The following is a 20,058-nucleotide window of genomic DNA, read 5'->3' on the forward strand; positions in this document are numbered from 1 at the left end:
CGCGGGCACAACAGGGGTTTGCTTGATGCAGGAAGGTAACGCCGCTGGCCTCGAAGGCCTGAAGGTGATGGTGATCGACGATTCCAAGACGATCCGTCGCACGGCGGAGACGTTGCTCAAGCGGGAAGGCTGCGAGGTCGTGACCGCCAACGACGGCTTCGAGGCGCTGGCCAAGATCGCCGACCAGCACCCGCACATCATCTTCGTCGACATCATGATGCCGCGCCTGGATGGCTATCAGACCTGCGCGCTCATCAAGAACAACCAGGTATTCAAGACCACGCCCGTCATCATGCTGTCGTCCAAGGACGGGCTGTTCGACAAGGCGCGGGGCCGCATCGTCGGCTCCGAGCAGTACCTCACGAAACCGTTTACCCGAGAGGAACTGCTGGACGCGATCCGCACTTACGTCAACGCCTGACCGGGGGAGAAGGCATGGCACGCATACTGCTCATCGAGGATTCGCCGACTGAAACGGCGGTCATCACGCAATTGCTGGAAAAAAACGGCCACGAGGTCACCGCCTCGACCAGCGCCGAGGATGGCATCGACGTCTGTCGCCGTGACCGGCCGGACCTGGTGCTGATGGATGTGATCCTGCCTGGCATGAACGGCTTCCAGGCCACCCGCGCGATCACCCGCGACGTCGACACCAAGCACATTCCGGTGCTCATCGTCAGCACCAAGGGCATGGAAACCGACAAGGCCTGGGGGATGCGCCAGGGCGCACGCGACTACGTCGTGAAGCCGCCGCAGGAAGCCGACCTCATCGCCCGCATCAACGCCGCACTGGGCGCCTGAAGATGGCCCGTCATTCGAACCGACGCGACCACGGCAAGCCGGCCAAGCAGCCCGCCGCGCCGGCGCGGCGCTCGACCCTGCAACGCCTGGCCGATTACGAGGCCCGCAGCCTGGCCCACATCGCCGGCAGCCCGCTGCAGGCCGGTGGCCGCGAAGGCTGGCGTGGCCTGGCCTATCGCATCGGCCAGCACGACCTGGTGTCGTCCTTCGATGAAGTGGTCGAAATCCTCGGCGTGCCGGGCCTGACGCCAGTGCCGGGCGCGCAGCCCTGGCTGCTCGGCCTGGCCAACGTGCGCGGCAACCTGTTGCCGGTCGCCGACGTCAAGCTGTTCCTCGAAGGCCAGCGCAGCGTCGCGCAGGAACGCCAGCGCATGCTGGTGATCCGCCAGCTGGGCGGCGATGTCGCGGTGCTGATCGACGAGCTCTACGGCCAGCGCAGCTTCCACGACGAACAGCGCGTCGACAACGAGTTGACAGGCCGTTACAGCCATTTCGTCGATCGTGCCTACGCGAATGACGGCAGGACCTGGGCGGTGTTCAGCCTGGAACGCCTGTCACGCACCCCTGAATTCCGCAACGCGGCCGCCTGAGCGGTTTCCCGAATCCACCTGCCGCGCATGCGAATGCCGGCGTTCCGCAGAAAAACCTGAGGTCCAACCCAATGAGCACTGTCAACAATTCGGTCGTCGGAAAGGCCCGCGAAGCCGGCACCAATTTCTGGTTGACCCTTCTGGCCATCGCGATCCTGGTGTTCGCCGCCAACACGGCGCTGTCGGTGTGGCGCGCCACGCGACTGGGCAACGCCAGCACGGCCGTCGCCGACCTGCAGGTGCTCTCGCAGCAGCTGGCCAGCCAGGCGCAGGAAGCCACGGGTGGCAACCTCGACGCGTTCAAGGCGTTCAAGGCGACCAAGGAGCAGATCGACAAGAACCTGGCGCTGGTCGATGAGACCTACGGCAGCGACATCTCCGTGTCCGCGCCGATCAGCGCAGCCAAGAAGACCTGGGCACCGCTTTCGCAGAACGCCGAGCAGATCATCAAGTCCGAGGCCGCAGTCTCCGGTCTGGGCGGCAACGCCGACCGCTTCAACGCCGCGGTGCCGCAGCTGCAGGCGCAGCTGGACGAAATGGTGCGCGCGATGTCGGCCGCGGGCGCGCCGTCGACCCAGCAGTACATCGCCATGCGCGAATCGATCCTCGCCTCGCAGATGGCCCGCCGCATCGCCGAGATGCAGGCAGGCGGCCCGACCGCGCCGCTCGCCGGCCAGGGCCTGCGCCAGGACGCCACCGTGTTCGAGCAGGTGCTGAAGGACCTGCGTGACGGCGGCGCCAGCGCCCAGAAGGTCACCAATGCCACGGCCGTCGGCTCGCTGGGCAAGGCAACCGAGATCTGGACCGGCATGAAGAAGGACCTCGACGCCATCCTCGCCGGCAGCACCAGCCTGTTCCAGGCGCAGGCCGCGTCGAGCAAGATCACCGGCGCCTCCGACGAGATGCTGGGCGACTCGCGCAAGCTGTTCAGTGCGTTCACCTCGGCCGGTTCGCTCAAGGACACCAGCCTGATCGGCAACATCTGGATCTCGATCATCTCGGGTCTGGTCGCGCTGGCCGCCATCCTCGGCCTGTTGTGGAGCCTGTTCCGCGCGCAGGCCAATCGCCGTGCATCGGTCGAAGAACTCAACAACCGCAACCAGGAGGCGATCATGCGCCTGCTGGACGAAATGGGTTCGCTCGCAGAAGGCGACCTGACGGTGAAGGCGACGGTGACCGAGGACATGACCGGCGCGATCGCCGACTCGATCAACTTCGCCATCGAGCAGCTCCGCAGCCTGGTGGGCACGATCAACGACACTTCGGTGCAGGTCTCGTCCTCGGCGCAGGAAACGCAGGCGACCGCCATGCACCTAGCCGAAGCCGCCGAGCACCAGGCGACCGAAATCGGCTCCGCCACCGACCGCATCAACGAAATCGCCGGCTCCATCCGCAACGTGTCGCACAACTCCGCGCAGTCCGCGGAAGTGGCGCAACGCTCGGTGGAAATCGCGACCAACGGTGCCGACGTGGTGCGCCAGACGATCCAGGGCATGGACAACATCCGTGACCAGATCCAGGAAACCTCGAAGCGAATCAAGCGCCTCGGCGAGTCGTCGCAGGAAATCGGTGCGATCGTGGAACTGATCAACGACATCTCGGAACAGACCAACATCCTCGCGCTGAACGCCTCGATCCAGGCGGCATCGGCGGGCGAGGCGGGCCGCGGCTTCGCGGTGGTGGCCGACGAAGTGCAGCGACTCGCCGAACGCGCGTCCAACGCGACGAAGCGAATCGAAGGCCTGGTGTCGACCATTCAGTCCGATACCAACGAAGCGGTCAGCTCGATGGAAGAGACGACCACCGAAGTGGTGCAGGGTGCCCGCCTGGCCGAGGACGCCGGTACCGCGCTGGGCGAGATCGAACGCGTGTCGAACGACCTCGCCGACCTCATCCGCAACATCTCGAAGTCCGCCGAGCAGCAGTCCGACGCTGCATCGAACATCTCCGAGACGATGAACACGATCCAGTCGATTACCGCGCAGACCTCGCAGGGTGCGAACCAGACGGCGTCCTCGATCGGAAACCTGGCCCAGCTGGCGACCAACCTGCGTCGTTCGGTCGCCGACTTCAAGCTGCCGGCCTGAGCCGCTAGGACCGCGATCGAGATGACAGTCGTCCGTTCCGCTTCGCCCGGGGGAAACCGGCCATGAACGTGTTGCGCGAGGCGATCGAGCACGCGACGCTCGGCTGGATCAAGCCCGAGCTCGATGCCACCCTGAAGCAGGTGCAGCAGGAGATCGAGGCCTACGTCGACGACGGGGCCGATCCCGCGCGCATGCGGCTGGCCGCGGCGCTGCTGCACCAGGTGCAGGGCAGCCTGAAGATGATCGAGCTGTACGCCCCGGCGATGGTCGCGGGCGAGATGCAGGACGTGGCCAAGGCGATCGCCGATGGCGGCATCAGCCAGTCCGAGGAAGCCTGCGCGGCGCTGATGCGCGGCGCGGTGCAGCTGCCGGATTACCTGGAACGCCTGCAGGGCGGTCATCGCGACATCCCGATCGTGTTGATGCCGCTGCTCAACGAACTGCGCGCCAGCCACGGCATGAAGCCGGTGAGCGAGGCGGCGCTGTTCAATCCTGATCTGGGCGGCGAAATGCCGGGCCTGCCGACCGAAGGCGATGCCGGCGACGGCGCCGACCATCTGGCCAATCTCGGCAACGAAATGTCCGCGTGGCACGACGGCAACGGTTTCGATGCCGGCCGCCTGCACCAGGCGCTGCAGGGCCTGTCGGCCACGCAGCCCTCGCCGGAAGCGCGCCGCCTGTTCTGGGTGGGCGCGGAAGTCGCCTCCGCCCTGCGCGATGGCGCCGTGGCCGACAGCGTCGCGCTGCGCGATGCGTTTGCCAGCGTCGAGCGCGAAGGCCGCCGCCTGTTCGATCAATCCGGAAGCGGTCCGCTGCCGGCTTCGTCGCTGCTCGAACCGACCCGTCAGCTGCTGTACCAGGTGTCCGGCCAGTCCGCCCAGCATCCCGCGCTGCAACGCCTGCGCGAGAGCTTCGGCCTGGATCGCCATGGCGCGCCGGGCGAGGATGAAGTCGCCCACGCGCATGCCAGCGTCAGCGGCCGCAACCGCGCGCTGCTCGACACCGTGTCCGCGGCGATCAAGGAAGACGTGCTGCGCGTCAAGGACGCGCTCGACCTGCACCTGCGCACCGGTCGCCAGGATGCCGTGGCCCTGCAGCCGCAGGCCGAGGCGCTCGGCCGCGTGTCCGACACGCTCGGCATGCTCGGCCTGGGCATGGCCCGCGATGTGGTCGCCGAACAGCGCGACGTGCTGTCCAGCATCGCCGGCGGCCGCCGCCCGATGACCGAATCCGCGCTGCTCGATGTGGCGGGCGCACTTCTTTATGTCGATGCGTCGCTGGACGACCAGGTTGCCCGGCTCGGCGAGGAAGCCGCCGCGCGTCCGCGTGCCGACAACGCCAGCGGTGAGACCCTCGGTGCCGCCGAGGCGCAGCAGCTGCTGGAAGCGCTGACCCGCGAAGCCATCGCCAATTTCGGCGATGCCCGCCAGGGCTTCGTTGCATTCGTTGAAACCGGCTGGGACCACAGCCAGCTGCTCGACATCCCGCGCCTGCTCGACGAAGTGGGCGGCGCGCTGCGCATGCTCGAACTGCCGCAGGCCGCCGAATACCTGGTCGGCATCCGCCGCTACACCCAGACCGAACTGCTGTCGCGCAAGCGCGTGCCCGGCGCCCAGCAGCTCGACACGCTGGCCGACGCGCTGTCGAGCATCGAGTACTACCTCGAAGCCCTGCGCGACCAGCGCGGTGGCCGCGACGAGATCCTCGCGATCACCCGCCACAGCCTCGAGGCGCTGCGCTACTGGCCGCTGCCGGCCGAGAGCGAAGCCGCCGAGACACCGTTCCTCGACAAGGAGTTCGAGAACGCCTACCAGAAGCTGCTGGACGACGCGCAGGCCCTGCCGCCCGCGCATCCGCAGGCACCGGTGGCCGATGTCACCGCCGAACTGGCCGCCGAAAGCGATGCCGCCTCGCTGCATGCATCCGCGCCGGCCGTGGCCCAGGCCCCGGTTGCCTCGGGTCCGTTGCCGGTCGCCCAGGGCGGCTTCGACCTGGACAACGAGGAAATCGACGACGAGATCCGCGAAATCTTCCTCGAAGAGTTCGAAGAGGAAATCGGCAACCTCGACCAGCTGATCCCGGCGTGGGCCGCCGCCCCGGAGGAAGTGGAGCGCCTGCGCCCGATCCGCCGCGTATTCCACACCCTCAAGGGCAGTGGCCGGCTGGTCGGTGCCAAGCTGCTCGGCGAGTTCAGCTGGAAGGTCGAGAACATGCTGAACCGCGTGCTGGACGAGACCCGTCCGGCGACGCCTGCGGTGATCGCGCTGGTGGGCCAGGCCCATGGCGTGCTGCCGGCGCTGCGTGGCGCCCTGATGGGCGTGCCCGCACCCGCGCTCGACCTGCCGGGCATGGAGGCCGTGGCCGACCGCCTGGCCGCCGGCGAGGAGGCGCTCTACACCGCGCCCGCCACCGCTGAAGCACCTGTGGAAGTGGTCGCGGACACCGTGGTCGAAGAAGTCCCGGCCGCCGTGGAGGCACCCGCCGCTGCGGATCGCGTCGCGGTCAATGTGGATGCGGTGCTGCTCGAAATCCTGGGCGTCGAAGTCGACGGCCACCTGCAGACCGTCCAGCGCTGGCTGGGCGACGATGCCGCGCGTGCCACCGTGCCCGACCGCGACCTGCTGCGCGCCGTGCACACCATGAACGGCGCGTTCGCGATGGCCGAAGTGTCGGAAATCACCGATGCGCTCGGCCCGGCGGAAGGCTGGATCAAGCGCCTGATCGCCGCCGAACAGCCGATGGATGCCAGCGGCGCCGACGCGCTCTCGCGCCTGGCCGACCAGATTCGCGCCACGGTCGCCGGCCTGCAGGACAGCCCGCAGATGGTGCCGATGCAGGCCGCCCTGGCCAGCGAATTCGAGGCGATGCGAGATGCGCTGCCCGAGTCCGCGACGCCGGTGCTGCTGCCGGTCGAGGATGTCGAGGCGGAGGCGGAAGCCGAACGTGTTGAAGCCGAGCGCGTCGAAGCCGAACGTGCCGAGGCCGAGCGCGTCGAAGCCGAACGTGCCGAGGCCGAGCGCGTCGAGGCCGAACGTGCCGAGGCCGAACGTGTCGAAGCCGAACGCATCGAAGCCGAGCGCGCCGAAGCCGAGCGCGCCGAAGCCGAGCGTGTCGAAGCCGAACGCGTCGAAGCCGAACGTGTCGAAGCCGAACGTGTCGAAGCCGAACGTGTCGAAGCCGAACGTGTCGAAGCCGAGCGTGTCGAAGCCGAGCGTGTCGAAGCCGAACGCGTCGAAGCCGAACGCGTCGAAGCCGAACGCATCGCAGCCGAACGCATCGAAGCCGAACGCATCGAAGCCGAACGCATCGAAGCCGAACGCATCGAAGCCGAGCGCATCGCAGCCCAGGCCGCCGAGGAAGCGGAGTACGCGCGTCTGGAAGCCCAGTACGCCGAGGAATCCAGGCTGGCTGCCGAGTTCCAGCAGTCCGAAGCCGAACGCCTCGAAGCCGAACGCGTCGAAGCCGAGCGCGTCGAAGCCGAACGCGTCGAAGCCGAACGCGTCGAAGCCGAACGCGTCGAAGCCGAACGTGTCGAAGCCGAGCGCCTCGAAGCCGAACGCATCGAAGCCGAACGCATCGAAGCCGAACGCATCGAAGCCGAGCGCATCGAAGCCGAGCGCACCGAAGCCGAGCGCACCGAAGCCGAACGTGCCGAAGCCGAACGCGTCGAAGCCGAACGCGTCGAAGCCGAACGCGTCGAAGCCGAACGCGTCGAAGCCGAGCGCGTCGAAGCCGAACGCTTGGCCGCCGAAGAAGCCGAACAGCAGCGTCTCGAAGCCGAGTTGCTGGAAACCGAGCGTCGCGAACAGGAAGAGCGCGAACAGGCCGAAGCCGAGGCCGCCCGCGTGGCCGAAGCCGCCCGCGAAGCCGAAGTCCTGCGCCAGCGCGCCGCCGAGGAGGCCGAAGCCTTCCGCGTGGCCGAACTGCGCCGCATCGAACACGAGGACATGGTCCGGCTGGAAGCCGAGCGCCTCGCCGCCGAACAGGCGCGTCGCGAGCAGGTGGAACTGGAAACCGACGACGAGATCGGTCCGGCGCGTCCGCTGGAAATCGCCGGCCTCGACGAGGAACTGCTCGACATCTTCATCGAGGAAGGTGGCGACCTGCTCGACCACAGCGATGGCCTGTCCGCACGCCTGCGCGCGGATCCGTCCGATCGCGAGGCCCTGACCGCCATCCAGCGCGACCTGCACACCCTCAAGGGTGGCGCGCGCATGGCCGGCATCATGACCATGGGCGATCTCGGCCACGCGCTGGAAAGCCTGCTGGAGTCCGTGGCCGAAGGCCGCGTGGAGCTGGCCGGCGACGACATCCCGCTGCTCGAAAAGACCCTGGACCGCCTGCACGCCATGCTGGGTCGCGTCGGCCGCCGCCGCGCCATCCATCCCGCCGATGCACTGGTCAGCGCGCTCATGCAGCGTGCCCGTGGCGAAGAGATCCGTGTCACCGAAGTGCAGCCCGTCGAGGCCCCGCCGGCCATCGAGCTGGGCGAACTGTCCGCGCCGATCATGCTTCCGGAAGAGGAGCAAATGGAGCTCGGTGCCCGCGGCGGCCAGGAAATGGTCCGCATCCGCGCCGATCTGCTGGACCGCCTGGTCAACTACGCGGGCGAGGTGGCGATCTACCGCTCCCGCCTGGAGCAGCAGCTTGGTGCATTCCGTGGCGCCATGTCGGAAATGGAGCAGACCAACGCGCGTCTGCGCGACCAGCTGCGCCGCCTCGACATCGAAACCGAAGCGCAGATCATCGCGCGCTACCAGCGCGAGCAGGAGTCGGTGGACCCGACGTTCGATCCGCTCGAACTCGACCGCTTCTCCACGCTGCAGCAGCTCTCGCGTGCGCTCGGCGAGTCGGCCAACGACTTGACCAGCTTGCAGGGCTCGCTGGACGACCTGACCCGCCAGTACGAAACCCTGCTGCTGCAGCAGTCGCGCGTATCCACGGAACTGCAGGAAGGCCTCATGCGGACGCGCATGGTGCCGCTGGAAACCGTGCTGCCGCGCCTGCGCCGCGTGGTGCGCCAGGCTTCGGGCGATGCCCGCAAGTCCGCGCAGTTCATGCTGGAAGGCGCGCACGGCGAACTCGACCGCAACGTGCTCGACCGCATGCTCGGCCCGCTGGAGCATCTGCTCCGCAACGCGGTCGCGCATGGCATCGAAGCGCCCGACGTGCGTGCGCATGCCGGCAAGTCGAACACCGGCGAGATCCGCCTCAACGTGCGCCAGGAAGGTTCGGAAGTCGTGCTGGAAGTGTCGGATGACGGCGCCGGCCTCGACCGCGAGGCGATCCGTCGCCGCGCCGAGGAACGTGGCCTGATCAATGCCGACACGGTGCTGACCGAAGGCCAGATCGACAACCTGATCCTCGAGTCCGGTTTCAGCACCACGAGCGAAGTCAGCCAGCTGGCCGGCCGCGGCGTCGGCATGGACGTGGTCTACAACGAAGTCCGGCAGATCGGCGGCAGCCTGGAGATCGCCTCGACCAAGGGCCAGGGCAGCCGCTTCACGATGCACTTGCCGCAGACGCTGGCGGTGACGCAGGCGGTCTTCGTGCGCATCGGCGAAAGCATCTTCGCGGTGCCGGTGGCATCGGTGCGCGGTGTCTCGCGTATCGACCGCGACAGTTACAACGCCGGCGGCAGCACGCACCGTTATGGCGGCGAGGACTACATCACCCACGATCTCGGCCAGCTGCTCGGCCACGCGCCGGTCAAGGCCGAAGGCCAGTTGCAGGTGCCCGTGCTGCTGGTGCGTTCGGGTGAACTGCGCGTTGCGGTCGGCGTGGACCAGATCCTCGGCAACCGCGAAATCGTGGTCAAGCCGACCGGCCCGCAGATCGCCTCGGTGCCCGGCATCTTCGGCGCGACCGTCATGGGTGACGGCCAGGTCCGCATCATCCTCGACATCGCACCGCTGGCCCGTCGCTTCGCCAGCCTGCCGCAGGTCGCCGAACCCGAGCAGCCGCAGGCGGTCGTGCCGGCGAGCGCGATGCCGCTGGTCATGGTGGTGGACGACTCCATCACCATGCGCAAGGTCACCGGCCGTGTGCTGGGCCGCCAGGGCTTCGAGGTCATCACCGCGAAGGACGGCATCGATGCGCTGGAGCAGATGGAAGAGCGCGTGCCGGACCTGATGCTGCTCGACATCGAAATGCCGCGCATGGACGGCTACGAGCTCGCCACCGAAATGAAGCGGAGTGCGCGCCTGCGCCAGATCCCGATCGTCATGATCACCTCACGTACCGGCGACAAGCATCGCCAGCGCGCGTTCGACCTGGGCGTCAACCGCTACCTCGGCAAGCCGTACCAGGAAGCCGAACTGCTGCGCAACGTGAACGAACTGCTGGGCCAGCGTCGTGAGCACGGCTGACGCCCGCGCGGTCTTGCTGGCGCGTCCCGGCGAAGCCCGGGACCGCCTGCGCACGGCGCTGGAGCAGGCCGGCATCGACGTGGTGCTGGAAGCCGATCCGCTGGCGGCCGGCCCCGACGAAATCGCCGCCACCGGCGCATGCAACCTGGTGATCGCGGTGGATGCGGAAGTCGAGGACGCGCTGGAGCGTTTCGACCCGCTGCTGGCCGACCCGCGCTACCGCATCCTGTTCGAGGAAGCGGGCGTGGTGAACGCACGCGATGGCTGGGATGTGGCGCGCTGGTCGCGGCATCTCGGCGCGAAATTGCTCGGCCATGGCGATGTGCTGCCGTCCGGCCACGAAGGTGATGGCGATGTCGCCGACGCCGATGGTTTGGATGAAGCGGCCGCTGCCGATGCCGGCGTGTTCGATGGCGTTGCGCCGGACGAATCCATCGTGGAGGGCACGACGCTTCCCCTCTCGACGGAATACACCGAAAGCGCATCGGACATGGATCTGGATGATGTCGCGCTGGGCGGCTCGTCGGCCTTCGCGTCGATCGATGCGCCGGACTGGTCGCTGGATGTCGACGCCGGTGAAACCGGCGAGGCCGTGTCCGATGCCGCCGACGCGGCACTGCCGGAACCGCCCACCGATGCCGCGATGGACTGGACCCGTTTCCAGGACTTCGATGCGGTGAGCGACTTGCCCGCCGCCAATGCGCCGCAGGCGACCGAAGCCGATTACCGCGCCGCACTCGCGCCGCTGGAAGAAAGCGGCCTCGACCACGACGCCGCCTACGAGCAGATCCATGAGGAAGCGGCGCAGTTCGACCGCGCCGCCCCCACCGATCGCTGGCAGGACTTCGAGCGCCCGACGGCCGAAGACGAAGCCGAGCCCGCGAAGGTCGCCCCCGAAGCGCCGGTGGCGCCGTCGGACTGGAGCCTGAGCGACGAGCCGCTCAGCATCGCCACCGAGACCGCGCCGGCCAGCGAAGACATCAGCCCTTTCAACGCACGCATCGCCAACTTCGCGCTGGTCGAAGAGCATGTGCCGGGGGAGGGCGCCATCGTCCTCGTCGGCGGCATCGGCGGCCCCGATCCGCTGCGCCAGATCCTGCAGCAGCTCAAGCCAGGCCTCGGCGTGCCGGTGCTGGTCCAGCAGTGGCTGGATGGCGGGCAGTACGACCGTCTGGTCCGCCAGATGGATCGCGCCACCGATCTGCCGGTGCAACTCGCCACGCCGGGCGAGGCACTCAAGCCTGCGCACGTCTACATCGTGCCGGTCGCGGTCGGACTTGATCGCGATGCGAATGGCGAAATGATGTTCACCGAGGCCGAGACGCGCGGGTTCGCCGACCTGCTGTCGGCATTGCCGGCGGCGTCGAGCGGCGTGTTCCTGCTCTCCGGTTCCGGCGAGGAATTCGTCGAGCCGGTGCTGCGCTTCCAGCAGTCGGGCGGGCGCATCTACGCCCAGGCCGCTGAGGGGTGCTACGACCACGCGGTGCCCGCGCTCCTGATCAGCCGTGGCGCCGAAGCGCAGCTTCCGTCCGTGCTCGCCTCCCAACTCGCTGCCCGATGGCAGCAGCAGGATTCCGAAGAATGAGCGACACCCAAGCCGACCTGCGCGGCGTGCTGATCCAGGTGACTGGCGGCCGCCTGCTGCTGCCCAACGCCTGCATCGCCGAAATCCTGTCGGTGGCCGACCCGGAGCCGATCGAAGGCGCGCCGGAATGGCTGCGCGGGCGCATCCGCTGGCGTGGCTGGCAGGTGCCGCTGGTGGCGTATTCCACGCTGGCCGGTCTCGGGCAGCATGACCCGGCGCTGCGCGGCCAGCGCGTGCTGGTGCTGAAGGCGCTGGCGGGCGATCCGCGCATGCCGTACTTCGCGGTGCTGACCCAGGGCTTCCCGCGCCTGGTGACGATTTCCGACAGCAGCCTGGTCGAGGATCCGGAAGCGCCGCTCGGCGAAGCCGTTGCCTCGGCCGTGCGTTTCCAGGACGAGGAAGCGCTGGTGCCGGACATGGACGACATCGAACGCCGCCTGCAGGCCGCGCTCGCGGCCTGAGTTCTAGCGCAGGTCGCCCAGCCGCATCTGCAGGGCCGCGATGGCGGCCAGGCCGGCGGTTTCCGTGCGCAGGATGCGCGGCCCGAGTCGCAGGCCATCGAAGCCGGCATCGCCCAATATCTGCAGATCACGCGGCGCCCAGCCGCCTTCGGGCCCGACTGCGATCGCCACGGCTGCATCGGCTGGCGGTTCAAGCGCCTCGATGCCATGCGCCGCCAGCGGAGACAGGAACAGCCGCAGCGGTGCGAGAGACGCGAGTTCTATCGCCTTCGCCAGCGGCAGCGGTGGCACGACTTCAGGCACTGTGGCACGCCCGCATTGCTCGCAAGCCGAGGCCACCACGCCGCGCCAGTGCGCCAGCCGTTTCTCGGCACGGGCGCCTTCCAGCTTCACTTCGCTGCGTTCGCTGTGCACCGGCACGATGCGCGCCACGCCGAGCTCGGTGGCCTTCTGCAGGATCAGGTCCATCTTCTCGCCACGCGCGATGCCCTGCAGCAGGGTGATCGCCAGCGGGGATTCGTTATCGACGGGTGTCGCCGACAGCACCTCCACTTCCACGCCGCGCTTGCCGATGCCGCGGATGCGGGCGTCGTAATCGCGGCCGTCGCCGTTGAACAACGCGCAGGCATCGCCCTCGCGCAGGCGCAGCACGCGCACCAGGTGGCCGCCGGCGTGTTCGGACAGCGTCACCACCAGGCCTTCGCCCAGCGGCGCATCGACATGGACTCGGGTCAGACGCATGCGGTGGCTTCCTCGATGGCGGCGGCGGTGACTTCGGCCAGCAGGTCGAGGTCGGCGTGGTCCACGCAGTACGGCGGCATCCAGTAAAGGATGTCGCCGAGCGGGCGCAGGATGACGCCGCGAGCCAGCGCCGCGCGATAGGCGCGCAGGCCGATGCGTGATGCCGGATCGAACGGCGTGGCCTTGTCGCCGTCGCGCGTCAGTTCGAAGGCGCAGACCATGCCGAGCTGGCGGCTGTCGGCGACCTGCGGCAGGCGGGCGATGCCGGCGGCGTGCCGGCGCATCGTGTCCGAGCTGGCGCGGTTGCGGGCGATGACGTCGTCGCTGTCGAAGATGCCGAGCGAGGCCAATGCCGCCGCGCAGGCCAGCGGGTTGCCGGTATAGCTGTGCGAATGCAGGAAGGCGCGCTCGCGCGAGTCGTCGAGGAAGCCCTCGTATACCGATTGCGTGGTCAGCACCGCCGCCAGCGGCAGGAAGCCGCCGGTCAGTCCCTTCGACAGGCACATGAAATCAGGCTGGATGCCGGCCTGCTCGCAGGCGAACAGCGTGCAGGTGCGGCCGAAGCCGGTGGCGATCTCGTCGGCGATCATGAAGGCGCCGTGCGCATCGCAGAGCTGGCGCACACGCCGGAGATAGGCGGGGTGGTGCATCCGCATCCCGCCCGCGCACTGCAGCAGCGGCTCGATGATGACCGCGCAGATCTCGCCGGGATAGCGGTCGAAGATCGTCGCCAGGCCGTCGGCGGCACGCAGCGCGCAGGCTTCGGCATCCTCATCCCCCTGCGCCAGGTAGGCGTCGGGCGTGGGCGCGAAGATGCATTCCGACAGCAGCGGCGCGTAGGTGCGGCGATAGAGCGGGATGTCGCCGACCGAGAGCGCGCCGAGTGTCTCGCCGTGGTAGCCGTTCTCCAGCGCGACGAAGCGCGTGCGGCGCGGCTCGCCGGCATTGCGGAACCAGTGGAAGGCCATCTTCAGCGCCACTTCCACGGCGGCCGAACCGTTGTCGGCATAGAACACCTTGGCCAGCGGCGCACGGCCCGGTTCGCGCGGGGCGATGGCGAGCAGCTTCTCGGCCAGCTCGATGGCCGGCGCGTGCGAGAAGCCCGCCAGGATCACCTGCTCCAGCGAACGCGCCTGCCGGGCGATGGCCTCGGCGATGCGCGGCTCGGCGTGGCCGTGGATGTTGGTCCACCAGCTGGCGACGGCGTCCAGATAGCGGCGGCCGTCCATGCCGGTCAGCCACGCACCCTCGCCATGCGCGATCGGCACCAGCGGCAGCGTGTCCGGGTGTTCGCGCATCTGCGTGCACGGGTGCCAGAGCACGGCCAGGTCGCGGGCCTGCCAGCGGGCGGCATCGGCCAGCGCCGCCTCGGCTAGAATCGTTGTCGAATGAGCATCGTCCTGCATGACCCGCATTATCGCGCCTTGCGCCGGGGCCGCCGGTGAGCCGCGTGCCGCCGACCATCCACGGCGTGACCCGCCACGACGAAGGCGGCGGCCGCATCGTCGAGGAACTGGATCTCGAATTCTCCAACGGCGAGCGCCGCCGCTACCGGCGCCTGCTCGGCATGGGACCGGGCGCGGTGATCGTGGTGGCGATGCCGGACCCCGAGCACGTGCTGCTGGTGCGCGAATACGCCGCCGGCGTGGAGCGTTACGAGCTGGGGCCGGTGAAGGGCGCGATCGACCCCGGCGAGACCCCGGAAGCCGCCGCCAACCGCGAATTGATGGAGGAAGCCGGCTTCGGCGCGCGCGACGTCCGCGTGCTGCGTTCGCTGGCGATGTCGCCGTCCTACATGACCCATCACGCCGATGTCGTGCTGGCCCGCGACCTCTACGAACAGCGCCTGCCCGGCGATGAGCCCGAGCCGCTGGAAGTCGTGCGCTGGCCGCTGGCGAAGCTGGGTGAGCTGGTCGAGCGCGACGAGATTTCCGATGGCCGCGCCATCGCCGCGCTGTTCATCGCGCGGGAATGGCTGGCGGTGCACGGGTGAGGGTGCCGGTCGAGGTGCGCGAAGGCGTCATCGCCATCGCCGAGGCCGCCGCCGCCGCGATCATGGCGGTCTATGCGCGGGATTTCGAGGTGGCGCGCAAGGCCGATGCCTCGCCGCTGACCGAAGCCGACCTCGCCGCCCACCATTGCATCGTGGCCGGGCTGGCCGCGCTGACGCCGGATATCCCGGTGCTGTCGGAGGAATCGCCGGCCGCCGCCTTCGAGGCACGTCGCGGCTGGTCGCGTTTCTGGCTGGTCGATCCGCTCGACGGCACCCGCGAATTCGTCAAGAAGAACGGCGAGTTCAGCGTCAACATCGCGCTGATCGAAGACGGCGTGGCGAAGTTCGGCGTCATCCAGCAACCGGTGACCGGGACGCTCTGGCACGGCACGCCGGGGCAGGGCGCATTCCGCCGCGATGGCGATGCCGAAGCCGCCATCCACACCCGCACACCCGCCACCGCGCCGTTGCGCATCGCCGCCAGCCGCTCGCATCGCGATGAACGCACCGACGCGGTGCTGGCGCGCTTCCCCGACGCGGAAATCGTCGGGCTGGGTTCGTCGCTCAAGTTCTGCCGGCTGGCCGAAGGCGGCCTGGACCTGTACCCGCGCTTCGGCCGCACCAGCGAATGGGACACCGCCGCCGGGCAGGCGATTGTCGAAGCGGCGGGCGGCGTCTTGATCGACCCGCGTGGCCGGCCGTTACGCTACAACCAGCGCGACACGCTGCTCAATGGCGACTTTTTGGCCTGCGGCGATCCGGCGCTGGCCGGGGGTTGGGTGCGATGAGCGCGCCCCGGCGCGACATCGACGACCTGCTGCGGATCATGGCCGCGCTGCGCGACCCGCGGGGCGGTTGCCCGTGGGACCTGCAGCAGGATTTCTCGACCATCGCGCCGTACACCATCGAGGAAGCCTACGAGGTGGCCGATGCGATCGACCGCGGCGACCTGGACGACCTGAAGGACGAACTCGGCGATCTGCTGCTGCAGGTGGTCTTCCACGCGCAGATGGCGCGCGAGCAGGGCGCGTTCGGGTTTGAGGATGTCACGGAGGCGATTTGCGACAAGATGACGCGGCGTCACCCGCACGTCTTCGCCGGCGCGAGTGTCGAGGATGCCGAGGCGCAGACCGCCGCGTGGGAACTGCAGAAGAAGGCGGAACGCGCGGCGAAGGACCCGGACGATGCGTCCGCGCTGGCCGGCATCGCGCGCGGCCTGCCGGAGTGGCAGCGTGCGGTGAAGCTGCAATCTCGTGCGGCGCGTACCGGCTTCGACTGGCCGGACCATCGCCCGGTCTTCGCCAAACTGCGCGAGGAACTGGACGAATTGGAAGCGGAGTTCGAAGCCGCCTCCACCCACCCCGGCGATGCCGAAGTCCGCGTGCGGCTGGCCGAAGAACTGGGCGATGTGCTGTTCGTCGCCGCCAATCTTGCGCGGCATGCCAAGGTCGATCCGGGCGCGGCACTGCGCGCGGCCAACCACAAGTTCGAGCGCCGTTTCCGCGCGATGGAGGCTTTGGCGGACGACGGGGGCGTTGCTTTCGACGCGCTCGACCTCGACGCCCAGGAAGCGCTCTGGCGGCAGGTGAAGGCCGGCGAATAACGGCTGGATGTGGCGTCTCCGCGCGTGTTCCACGCCGGAAAACCAAGGCTTTCAGGCTTTGGATTCAATAAGTTGAACCATCACTTGAGCTTCTTCACGCTGCCTCGACCGTGGAACCGGATGATTTCACAAAGCTGAAGGGGAGACCTCATCCAATGCGCAACAACCAGGAACCATCCGGCCTCGTTCTGATCATCGAGGACAACCGCAACATCTCCGAAATGGTCGGCGAATACCTCGAGAGCAAGGGCTTCGAGGTGGACTACGCCGCCGACGGCCTGGACGGCTACCGTCTGGCCGCCGAGAACACCTACGACGTCATCATCCTCGACCTCATGCTGCCGAGGCTCGACGGCCTGGAAGTCTGCCGCCGCCTGCGCGAGGAAGCGCGCAAGTCCACGCCGATCCTGATGCTGACCGCGCGCGACACGCTCGACGAAAAGCTCACCGGCCTGTCGTCCGGCGCCGACGACTACCTGACCAAGCCGTTCGCGATCCAGGAACTCGAAGCGCGCCTGCGCGTGCTGATCCGCCGCGAGCGCCGCCAGGTGGGTTCGGAAGTTTTGAAGGTGGGCGACCTGGTGCTGGACCCGGCCAGCCTGCGCGCCACCCGGGGTGGCACCGAACTGCTGCTGTCGCCGATCGGCCTGAAGCTGCTGACCATCCTGATGCGCGAATCGCCGCGCGTGGTCAGCCGCCAGGAGATCGAGCGCGAGATCTGGGGCAACAGCCTGCCCGACTCCGACACCCTGCGCAGCCACCTGTACAACCTGCGCAAGGTGATCGACAAGCCGTTCGAAAAGCAGCTGCTGCATACGGTGCAGAGCGCGGGCTACCGCATCGCGGACATCGAACAGCCGCCCGCCTGATGGCGCTTTGACGATGGCGCCGTCGGAAAGCCTCTCCCGCAAGATCCGCTGGATTTTCATCCTGCAGGGCGTGGCTGCCTCGGTGCTGGTCATGCTCGGCACGTTGTACGGCAGCCTGCTGCTGCGCGACGTGCTGCTGAAGCAGCGCCTGATGACCGAAGTGCAGCGTTCGTGGGAGCTGATCGAGCAGTCGCCTGATACGCCACTGCCGCGCAATGCCACGTTCGAAAGCTATTTCGTGCCGGCGGGGGAGATGCCGGACCACGTGCCGCCCAACCTGCGGCCGCTGACCTCGGGCCTGCACCGGAGCAGCACGGACACGCGGCGGATTTCGTATGTCAGCGAGCGCGCCGACGGCACGCTGTACCTGAGCATGTCGCCCGGCACCACCGACCGCATCGTGAAATGGATTTCGGTGCTGGCGGTGGCGATGTCGGTGCTGGGCATCGCCTTCATCAGCTGGCTGGGCTACCGGCGCTGCAAGCGGATCGTGGCGCCGGTGTCGCAGCTCACCGACCGGGTGCTGGCCTGGGATCCGCGCAGCCCGCAGCCGCCGCAATTCGATCTGGGTGGGCCGGGTGGTGAAAACACCTACGAGGTCGCGCATCTCGGCGATGCGCTGGCCAGCATGTCGCGCCGCGTCGAGGAGTACGTGGACCGCGAACGCAACTTCACCCGCGATGCCAGCCACGAGCTGCGCACGCCGGTGACCGTGGTGCGCATGGCCGGCGACCTGCTGGAATCGGAAACGCTCAGTGTGCGCGGCGAGCGTTCGCTGCGCCGGATCCGGCAGGCGACGCAGGACATGGAGTCGCTCATCGACGCCTTCCTGGTGCTGGCACGGCATCCCGACATCCCGGTGGATTCCGAGGATGTGCAGGTGCAGGACGTCGTCCACGAAGAGGCCGCCAGCGCCGGCAAATGGCTGGAAGGCAAGGACGTCACCCTGCGCGTCATGGTCAATGCCGACCCGCAGGTGCATGCGCCGCCGCGGGTGCTCGGCATCATCGTGTCGCAACTGCTGCGCAACGCCTGCAACTTCACCACCCAGGGGCAGGTGGACATGGCGATCGAGCGGGACCGCGTGGAGATCCGCGATACCGGCATCGGCATGGACGAAGACACCATCGCCCATGCGTTCGACCCGTTCTGGCGCGCCGACATCTCCGACTACACCGCCAAGGGCATGGGCCTGACCATCGCGCAACGGCTGGCCGAGCGCTTCGGCTGGTCCATCGCGCTGCACAGCGAGCCGGGACGCGGCACGCTGGCCGTGCTCAAATTCGCCTGAGCCGTCAACCGCGATCCGGCTGGCGCGTTATGCCGCCATAGCCGCCCCATTTCCTCCGGAAGCCCCATTCGATGTCGTCGAAAGCCCGCAGCAACGCCCGTTCCCGCCGTCGTCCCTGGTTGTGGCCCGCCCTGATCGCCCTGGCCGCCCTCATCGCCCTTGGGGTGTGGTGGACGAAGCGCGATGCGGCGTCTGAAGCCGGCGGCTATCGCACCACGCAGATCGGGCGCGGTGACATCCGCGTGGCGATTTCGGCGACCGGCACGCTCTCGGCCATCTCCACCGTCACGGTGGGCAGCCAGGTCTCCGGCCAAGTCACCGAAGTGATGGTCGATTTCAACAGCCCGGTGAAGAAGGGCGACGTGCTGGCGCGCATCGACCCCAGCACCTACGAGGCGCAGATCGCGCAGGGTTCCGCGCAGATCGCCAGCGCCAACGCGCAGCTGGCCCAGGCCGAGGCCGCACTTCGCAATACCAGCGCCGACTACGCGCGCAAGGCTTCGCTGGGGCGGCAGCAACTGGTGGCCAAGGGGGATGTCGATGCCGCACGCGCCGCCATGCAGCAGGCGCAGGCGCAGGTGGGCGTGGCGCGCGCGCAGATCCGCCAGCAGACCGCATCGACCCAGACCACCCGCCTCAACCTGGGCCGCACGGTGATCCGTTCGCCCGTGGACGGCGTGGTGCTGACGCGCACCATCGAGCCCGGCCAGACCGTGGCCGCCAGCCTGCAGGCGCCGGAGCTGTTCAAGATCGCCGAAGACCTGTCGAAGATGAAGATCGAGCTGGCGGTGGACGAATCCGACATCGGCCAGGTCAAGGCCGGCCAGGCGGTGAGTTTCAGCGCCGACGCCTTCCCCGACCGCCAGTTCAAGGGTGTCGTGGAGCAGGTGCGGCTGTCGGCGACGACCTCCAACAACGTGGTCACCTATCCGGTGGTGGTGACGGTGGACAACAGCGACGGCACCCTGCTGCCGGGCCTGACCGTCAACGCCGAGATCGAGGTGAGCAAGCGCGCCAACGTGCTGAAGGTGGGCAACGCGGCGCTGCGCTACAAGCCTTCGGATGAGGAGATGAAGGCGATGATGGCGGCGTCCGGCGATGGCGGCGGTGCGGGCGGTGGCCAGCGTGGCGGCATCGGCGACGACCTGCCGGGCATCGCGGCCAAGCTCAAGCTGTCGTCCACCCAGCAGGCCGCATTCGATGCGTCGTTGGAGGCGATGAAGGCGCGTCAGGCCGAACGCATGCAGGCGGCGCGCAGCGCGGCCAGCCAGCAGCAGGGCAACCGCGTGATGGGCGGAGGTGGCGGCGGTGGCATGCGCGTGATCACGATGGGCGGCGGTGGTGATGCCGCGATGCAGGCGCAGATGCGCAGCCGCATGCGCGACCGCTTCCAGCAGCAGTTCGGCGAATTCCGCGCCACGCTCGATGACGCCCAGCGCGGCCAGTGGGATTCGGCCATCGACGCGCTGCTCAATGCACGCCGCGCGCCGCTCTACCTGCTGGTCGACGGCAAGCCGAAGATGGTGATGGTGCGGCTAGGTGCCTCGGACGGCACCGATACCGAAGTCGCCGGCAACGTGAAGGAAGGCGACGAGGCCATCACCGGCGCACGGTCGGCATCGGCTTCGTCGGGTGCTTCGGCTTCCGCGCCGGCGGCCCGGCCCTGACG

Annotated in this window: 15 protein-coding genes and 3 pseudogenes; 14 read left to right on the forward strand and 4 right to left on the reverse strand. The window is 68.5% G+C overall.

Annotated features, from left to right (window positions below; all coding sequences use genetic code 11):
- Positions 1–25 precede the first annotated feature (25 nt).
- From pilG to DCD74_RS13145, 5 genes and pseudogenes are all read left to right on the forward strand, one after another.
- A complete protein-coding gene (gene pilG / locus DCD74_RS00920; protein WP_112925664.1) occupies positions 26–421 on the forward strand; it encodes a twitching motility response regulator PilG in 396 nt (131 codons plus the stop codon).
- Positions 422–435: 14 nt separating this feature from the next.
- Entirely contained in the window at positions 436–801 is a 366-nt protein-coding gene (locus tag DCD74_RS00925) for a response regulator (protein ID WP_112925665.1), read from the forward strand.
- Positions 802–803: 2 nt separating this feature from the next.
- A complete protein-coding gene (locus tag DCD74_RS00930; RefSeq protein WP_112925666.1) occupies positions 804–1,391 on the forward strand; it encodes a chemotaxis protein CheW in 588 nt (195 codons plus the stop codon).
- Positions 1,392–1,462: 71 nt separating this feature from the next.
- Positions 1,463–3,478 carry a methyl-accepting chemotaxis protein gene (locus DCD74_RS00935; protein WP_112925667.1) on the forward strand — a complete coding sequence of 672 codons (2,016 nt, stop codon included), beginning with the start codon at positions 1,463–1,465 and terminating at the stop codon, positions 3,476–3,478.
- A gap of 62 nt (positions 3,479–3,540) precedes the next feature.
- Positions 3,541–5,685: pseudogene (locus DCD74_RS13145) on the forward strand (Hpt domain-containing protein); the annotation flags it as partial.
- A 502-nt stretch (positions 5,686–6,187) separates the two neighbouring features.
- Here the strand turns inward: DCD74_RS13145 and DCD74_RS13150 are convergent.
- The gene (locus tag DCD74_RS13150) at positions 6,188–6,877 is read right to left on the reverse strand and encodes a pentapeptide repeat-containing protein (RefSeq protein ID WP_407072219.1); all 690 of its coding nucleotides are present in this window, start codon (positions 6,875–6,877) and stop codon (positions 6,188–6,190) included.
- Positions 6,878–6,970: 93 nt separating this feature from the next.
- Positions 6,971–7,168 (reverse strand): annotated as a pseudogene (locus DCD74_RS13155) (pentapeptide repeat-containing protein); the annotation flags it as partial.
- Positions 7,169–7,605: 437 nt separating this feature from the next.
- Here DCD74_RS13155 and DCD74_RS13160 point away from each other — a divergent pair.
- From DCD74_RS13160 to DCD74_RS00950, 3 genes and pseudogenes are all read left to right on the forward strand, one after another.
- Positions 7,606–9,846 (forward strand): annotated as a pseudogene (locus DCD74_RS13160) (hybrid sensor histidine kinase/response regulator); the annotation flags it as partial.
- Positions 9,833–11,431: a chemotaxis protein CheB gene (locus DCD74_RS00945; RefSeq protein WP_112925669.1), complete on the forward strand. Its 1,599-nt coding sequence runs from the start codon at positions 9,833–9,835 to the stop codon at positions 11,429–11,431. The pseudogene DCD74_RS13160 and the gene DCD74_RS00945, both read left to right, overlap by 14 nt.
- Positions 11,428–11,892: a chemotaxis protein CheW gene (locus tag DCD74_RS00950; protein ID WP_162615821.1), complete on the forward strand. Its 465-nt coding sequence runs from the start codon at positions 11,428–11,430 to the stop codon at positions 11,890–11,892. The genes DCD74_RS00945 and DCD74_RS00950 overlap by 4 nt, the downstream gene beginning before the upstream one ends.
- Before the next feature lie 3 nt (positions 11,893–11,895).
- On the opposite strand, the gene DCD74_RS00955 is transcribed toward DCD74_RS00950, so the two are convergent.
- Together DCD74_RS00955 and bioA are read right to left on the reverse strand one after the other, a co-directional pair.
- A complete protein-coding gene (locus DCD74_RS00955; protein ID WP_112925671.1) occupies positions 11,896–12,633 on the reverse strand; it encodes a 16S rRNA (uracil(1498)-N(3))-methyltransferase in 738 nt (245 codons plus the stop codon).
- A complete protein-coding gene (gene bioA, locus DCD74_RS00960; RefSeq protein WP_112925672.1) occupies positions 12,624–14,039 on the reverse strand; it encodes an adenosylmethionine--8-amino-7-oxononanoate transaminase in 1,416 nt (471 codons plus the stop codon). Before bioA ends, DCD74_RS00955 begins: the two co-directional genes overlap by 10 nt.
- Positions 14,040–14,074: 35 nt before the next feature.
- Here bioA and nudE point away from each other — a divergent pair, with 35 nt between their 5' ends.
- The 6 genes from nudE to DCD74_RS00990 all read left to right on the forward strand — a co-directional run bounded on the left by nudE (position 14,075) and on the right by DCD74_RS00990 (position 20,056).
- Entirely contained in the window at positions 14,075–14,626 is a 552-nt protein-coding gene (gene nudE, locus DCD74_RS00965) for an ADP compounds hydrolase NudE (RefSeq protein ID WP_112925673.1), read from the forward strand.
- Positions 14,605–15,414 (forward strand): 3'(2'),5'-bisphosphate nucleotidase CysQ, encoded by an 810-nt coding sequence (gene cysQ / locus DCD74_RS00970; protein WP_112925674.1) that lies wholly within the window; start codon positions 14,605–14,607, stop codon positions 15,412–15,414. The genes nudE and cysQ overlap by 22 nt, the downstream gene beginning before the upstream one ends.
- Complete coding sequence (gene mazG / locus DCD74_RS00975; protein WP_112925675.1) at positions 15,411–16,229, forward strand: nucleoside triphosphate pyrophosphohydrolase; 819 nt, start codon at positions 15,411–15,413, stop codon at positions 16,227–16,229. Before cysQ ends, mazG begins: the two co-directional genes overlap by 4 nt.
- Positions 16,230–16,384: 155 nt before the next feature.
- A complete protein-coding gene (locus DCD74_RS00980; protein WP_112925676.1) occupies positions 16,385–17,098 on the forward strand; it encodes a response regulator transcription factor in 714 nt (237 codons plus the stop codon).
- A gap of 13 nt (positions 17,099–17,111) precedes the next feature.
- Positions 17,112–18,389 carry a sensor histidine kinase gene (locus tag DCD74_RS00985; protein WP_112925677.1) on the forward strand — a complete coding sequence of 426 codons (1,278 nt, stop codon included), beginning with the start codon at positions 17,112–17,114 and terminating at the stop codon, positions 18,387–18,389.
- A 71-nt stretch (positions 18,390–18,460) separates the two neighbouring features.
- Positions 18,461–20,056, forward strand: a complete 1,596-nt coding sequence (locus tag DCD74_RS00990; protein WP_112925678.1) for an efflux RND transporter periplasmic adaptor subunit — start codon at positions 18,461–18,463, stop codon at positions 20,054–20,056.
- Positions 20,057–20,058 lie beyond the last annotated feature (2 nt).

Origin of the sequence: Lysobacter oculi, assembly GCF_003293695.1 — a bacterium.
In the GTDB taxonomy this organism is placed as follows: domain Bacteria; phylum Pseudomonadota; class Gammaproteobacteria; order Xanthomonadales; family Xanthomonadaceae; genus Solilutibacter; species Solilutibacter oculi.

What these genes read in the sequence shown, in the direction of transcription:
- pilG (WP_112925664.1), top strand. Translation starts at nt 26, where the DNA reads ATGCAGGAAGGTAACGCCGCTGGCCTCGAAGGCCTGAAGGTGATGGTG.
- DCD74_RS00925 (WP_112925665.1), top strand. Translation starts at nt 436, where the DNA reads ATGGCACGCATACTGCTCATCGAGGATTCGCCGACTGAAACGGCGGTC.
- DCD74_RS00930 (WP_112925666.1), top strand. Translation starts at nt 804, where the DNA reads ATGGCCCGTCATTCGAACCGACGCGACCACGGCAAGCCGGCCAAGCAG.
- DCD74_RS00935 (WP_112925667.1), top strand. Translation starts at nt 1,463, where the DNA reads ATGAGCACTGTCAACAATTCGGTCGTCGGAAAGGCCCGCGAAGCCGGC.
- DCD74_RS00950 (WP_162615821.1), top strand. Translation starts at nt 11,428, where the DNA reads ATGAGCGACACCCAAGCCGACCTGCGCGGCGTGCTGATCCAGGTGACT.
- DCD74_RS00955 (WP_112925671.1), bottom strand. Translation starts at nt 12,633, where the DNA reads ATGCGTCTGACCCGAGTCCATGTCGATGCGCCGCTGGGCGAAGGCCTG.
- bioA (WP_112925672.1), bottom strand. Translation starts at nt 14,039, where the DNA reads ATGCAGGACGATGCTCATTCGACAACGATTCTAGCCGAGGCGGCGCTG.
- cysQ (WP_112925674.1), top strand. Translation starts at nt 14,605, where the DNA reads ATGGCTGGCGGTGCACGGGTGAGGGTGCCGGTCGAGGTGCGCGAAGGC.
- mazG (WP_112925675.1), top strand. Translation starts at nt 15,411, where the DNA reads ATGAGCGCGCCCCGGCGCGACATCGACGACCTGCTGCGGATCATGGCC.
- DCD74_RS00980 (WP_112925676.1), top strand. Translation starts at nt 16,385, where the DNA reads ATGCGCAACAACCAGGAACCATCCGGCCTCGTTCTGATCATCGAGGAC.
- DCD74_RS00985 (WP_112925677.1), top strand. Translation starts at nt 17,112, where the DNA reads ATGGCGCCGTCGGAAAGCCTCTCCCGCAAGATCCGCTGGATTTTCATC.
- DCD74_RS00990 (WP_112925678.1), top strand. Translation starts at nt 18,461, where the DNA reads ATGTCGTCGAAAGCCCGCAGCAACGCCCGTTCCCGCCGTCGTCCCTGG.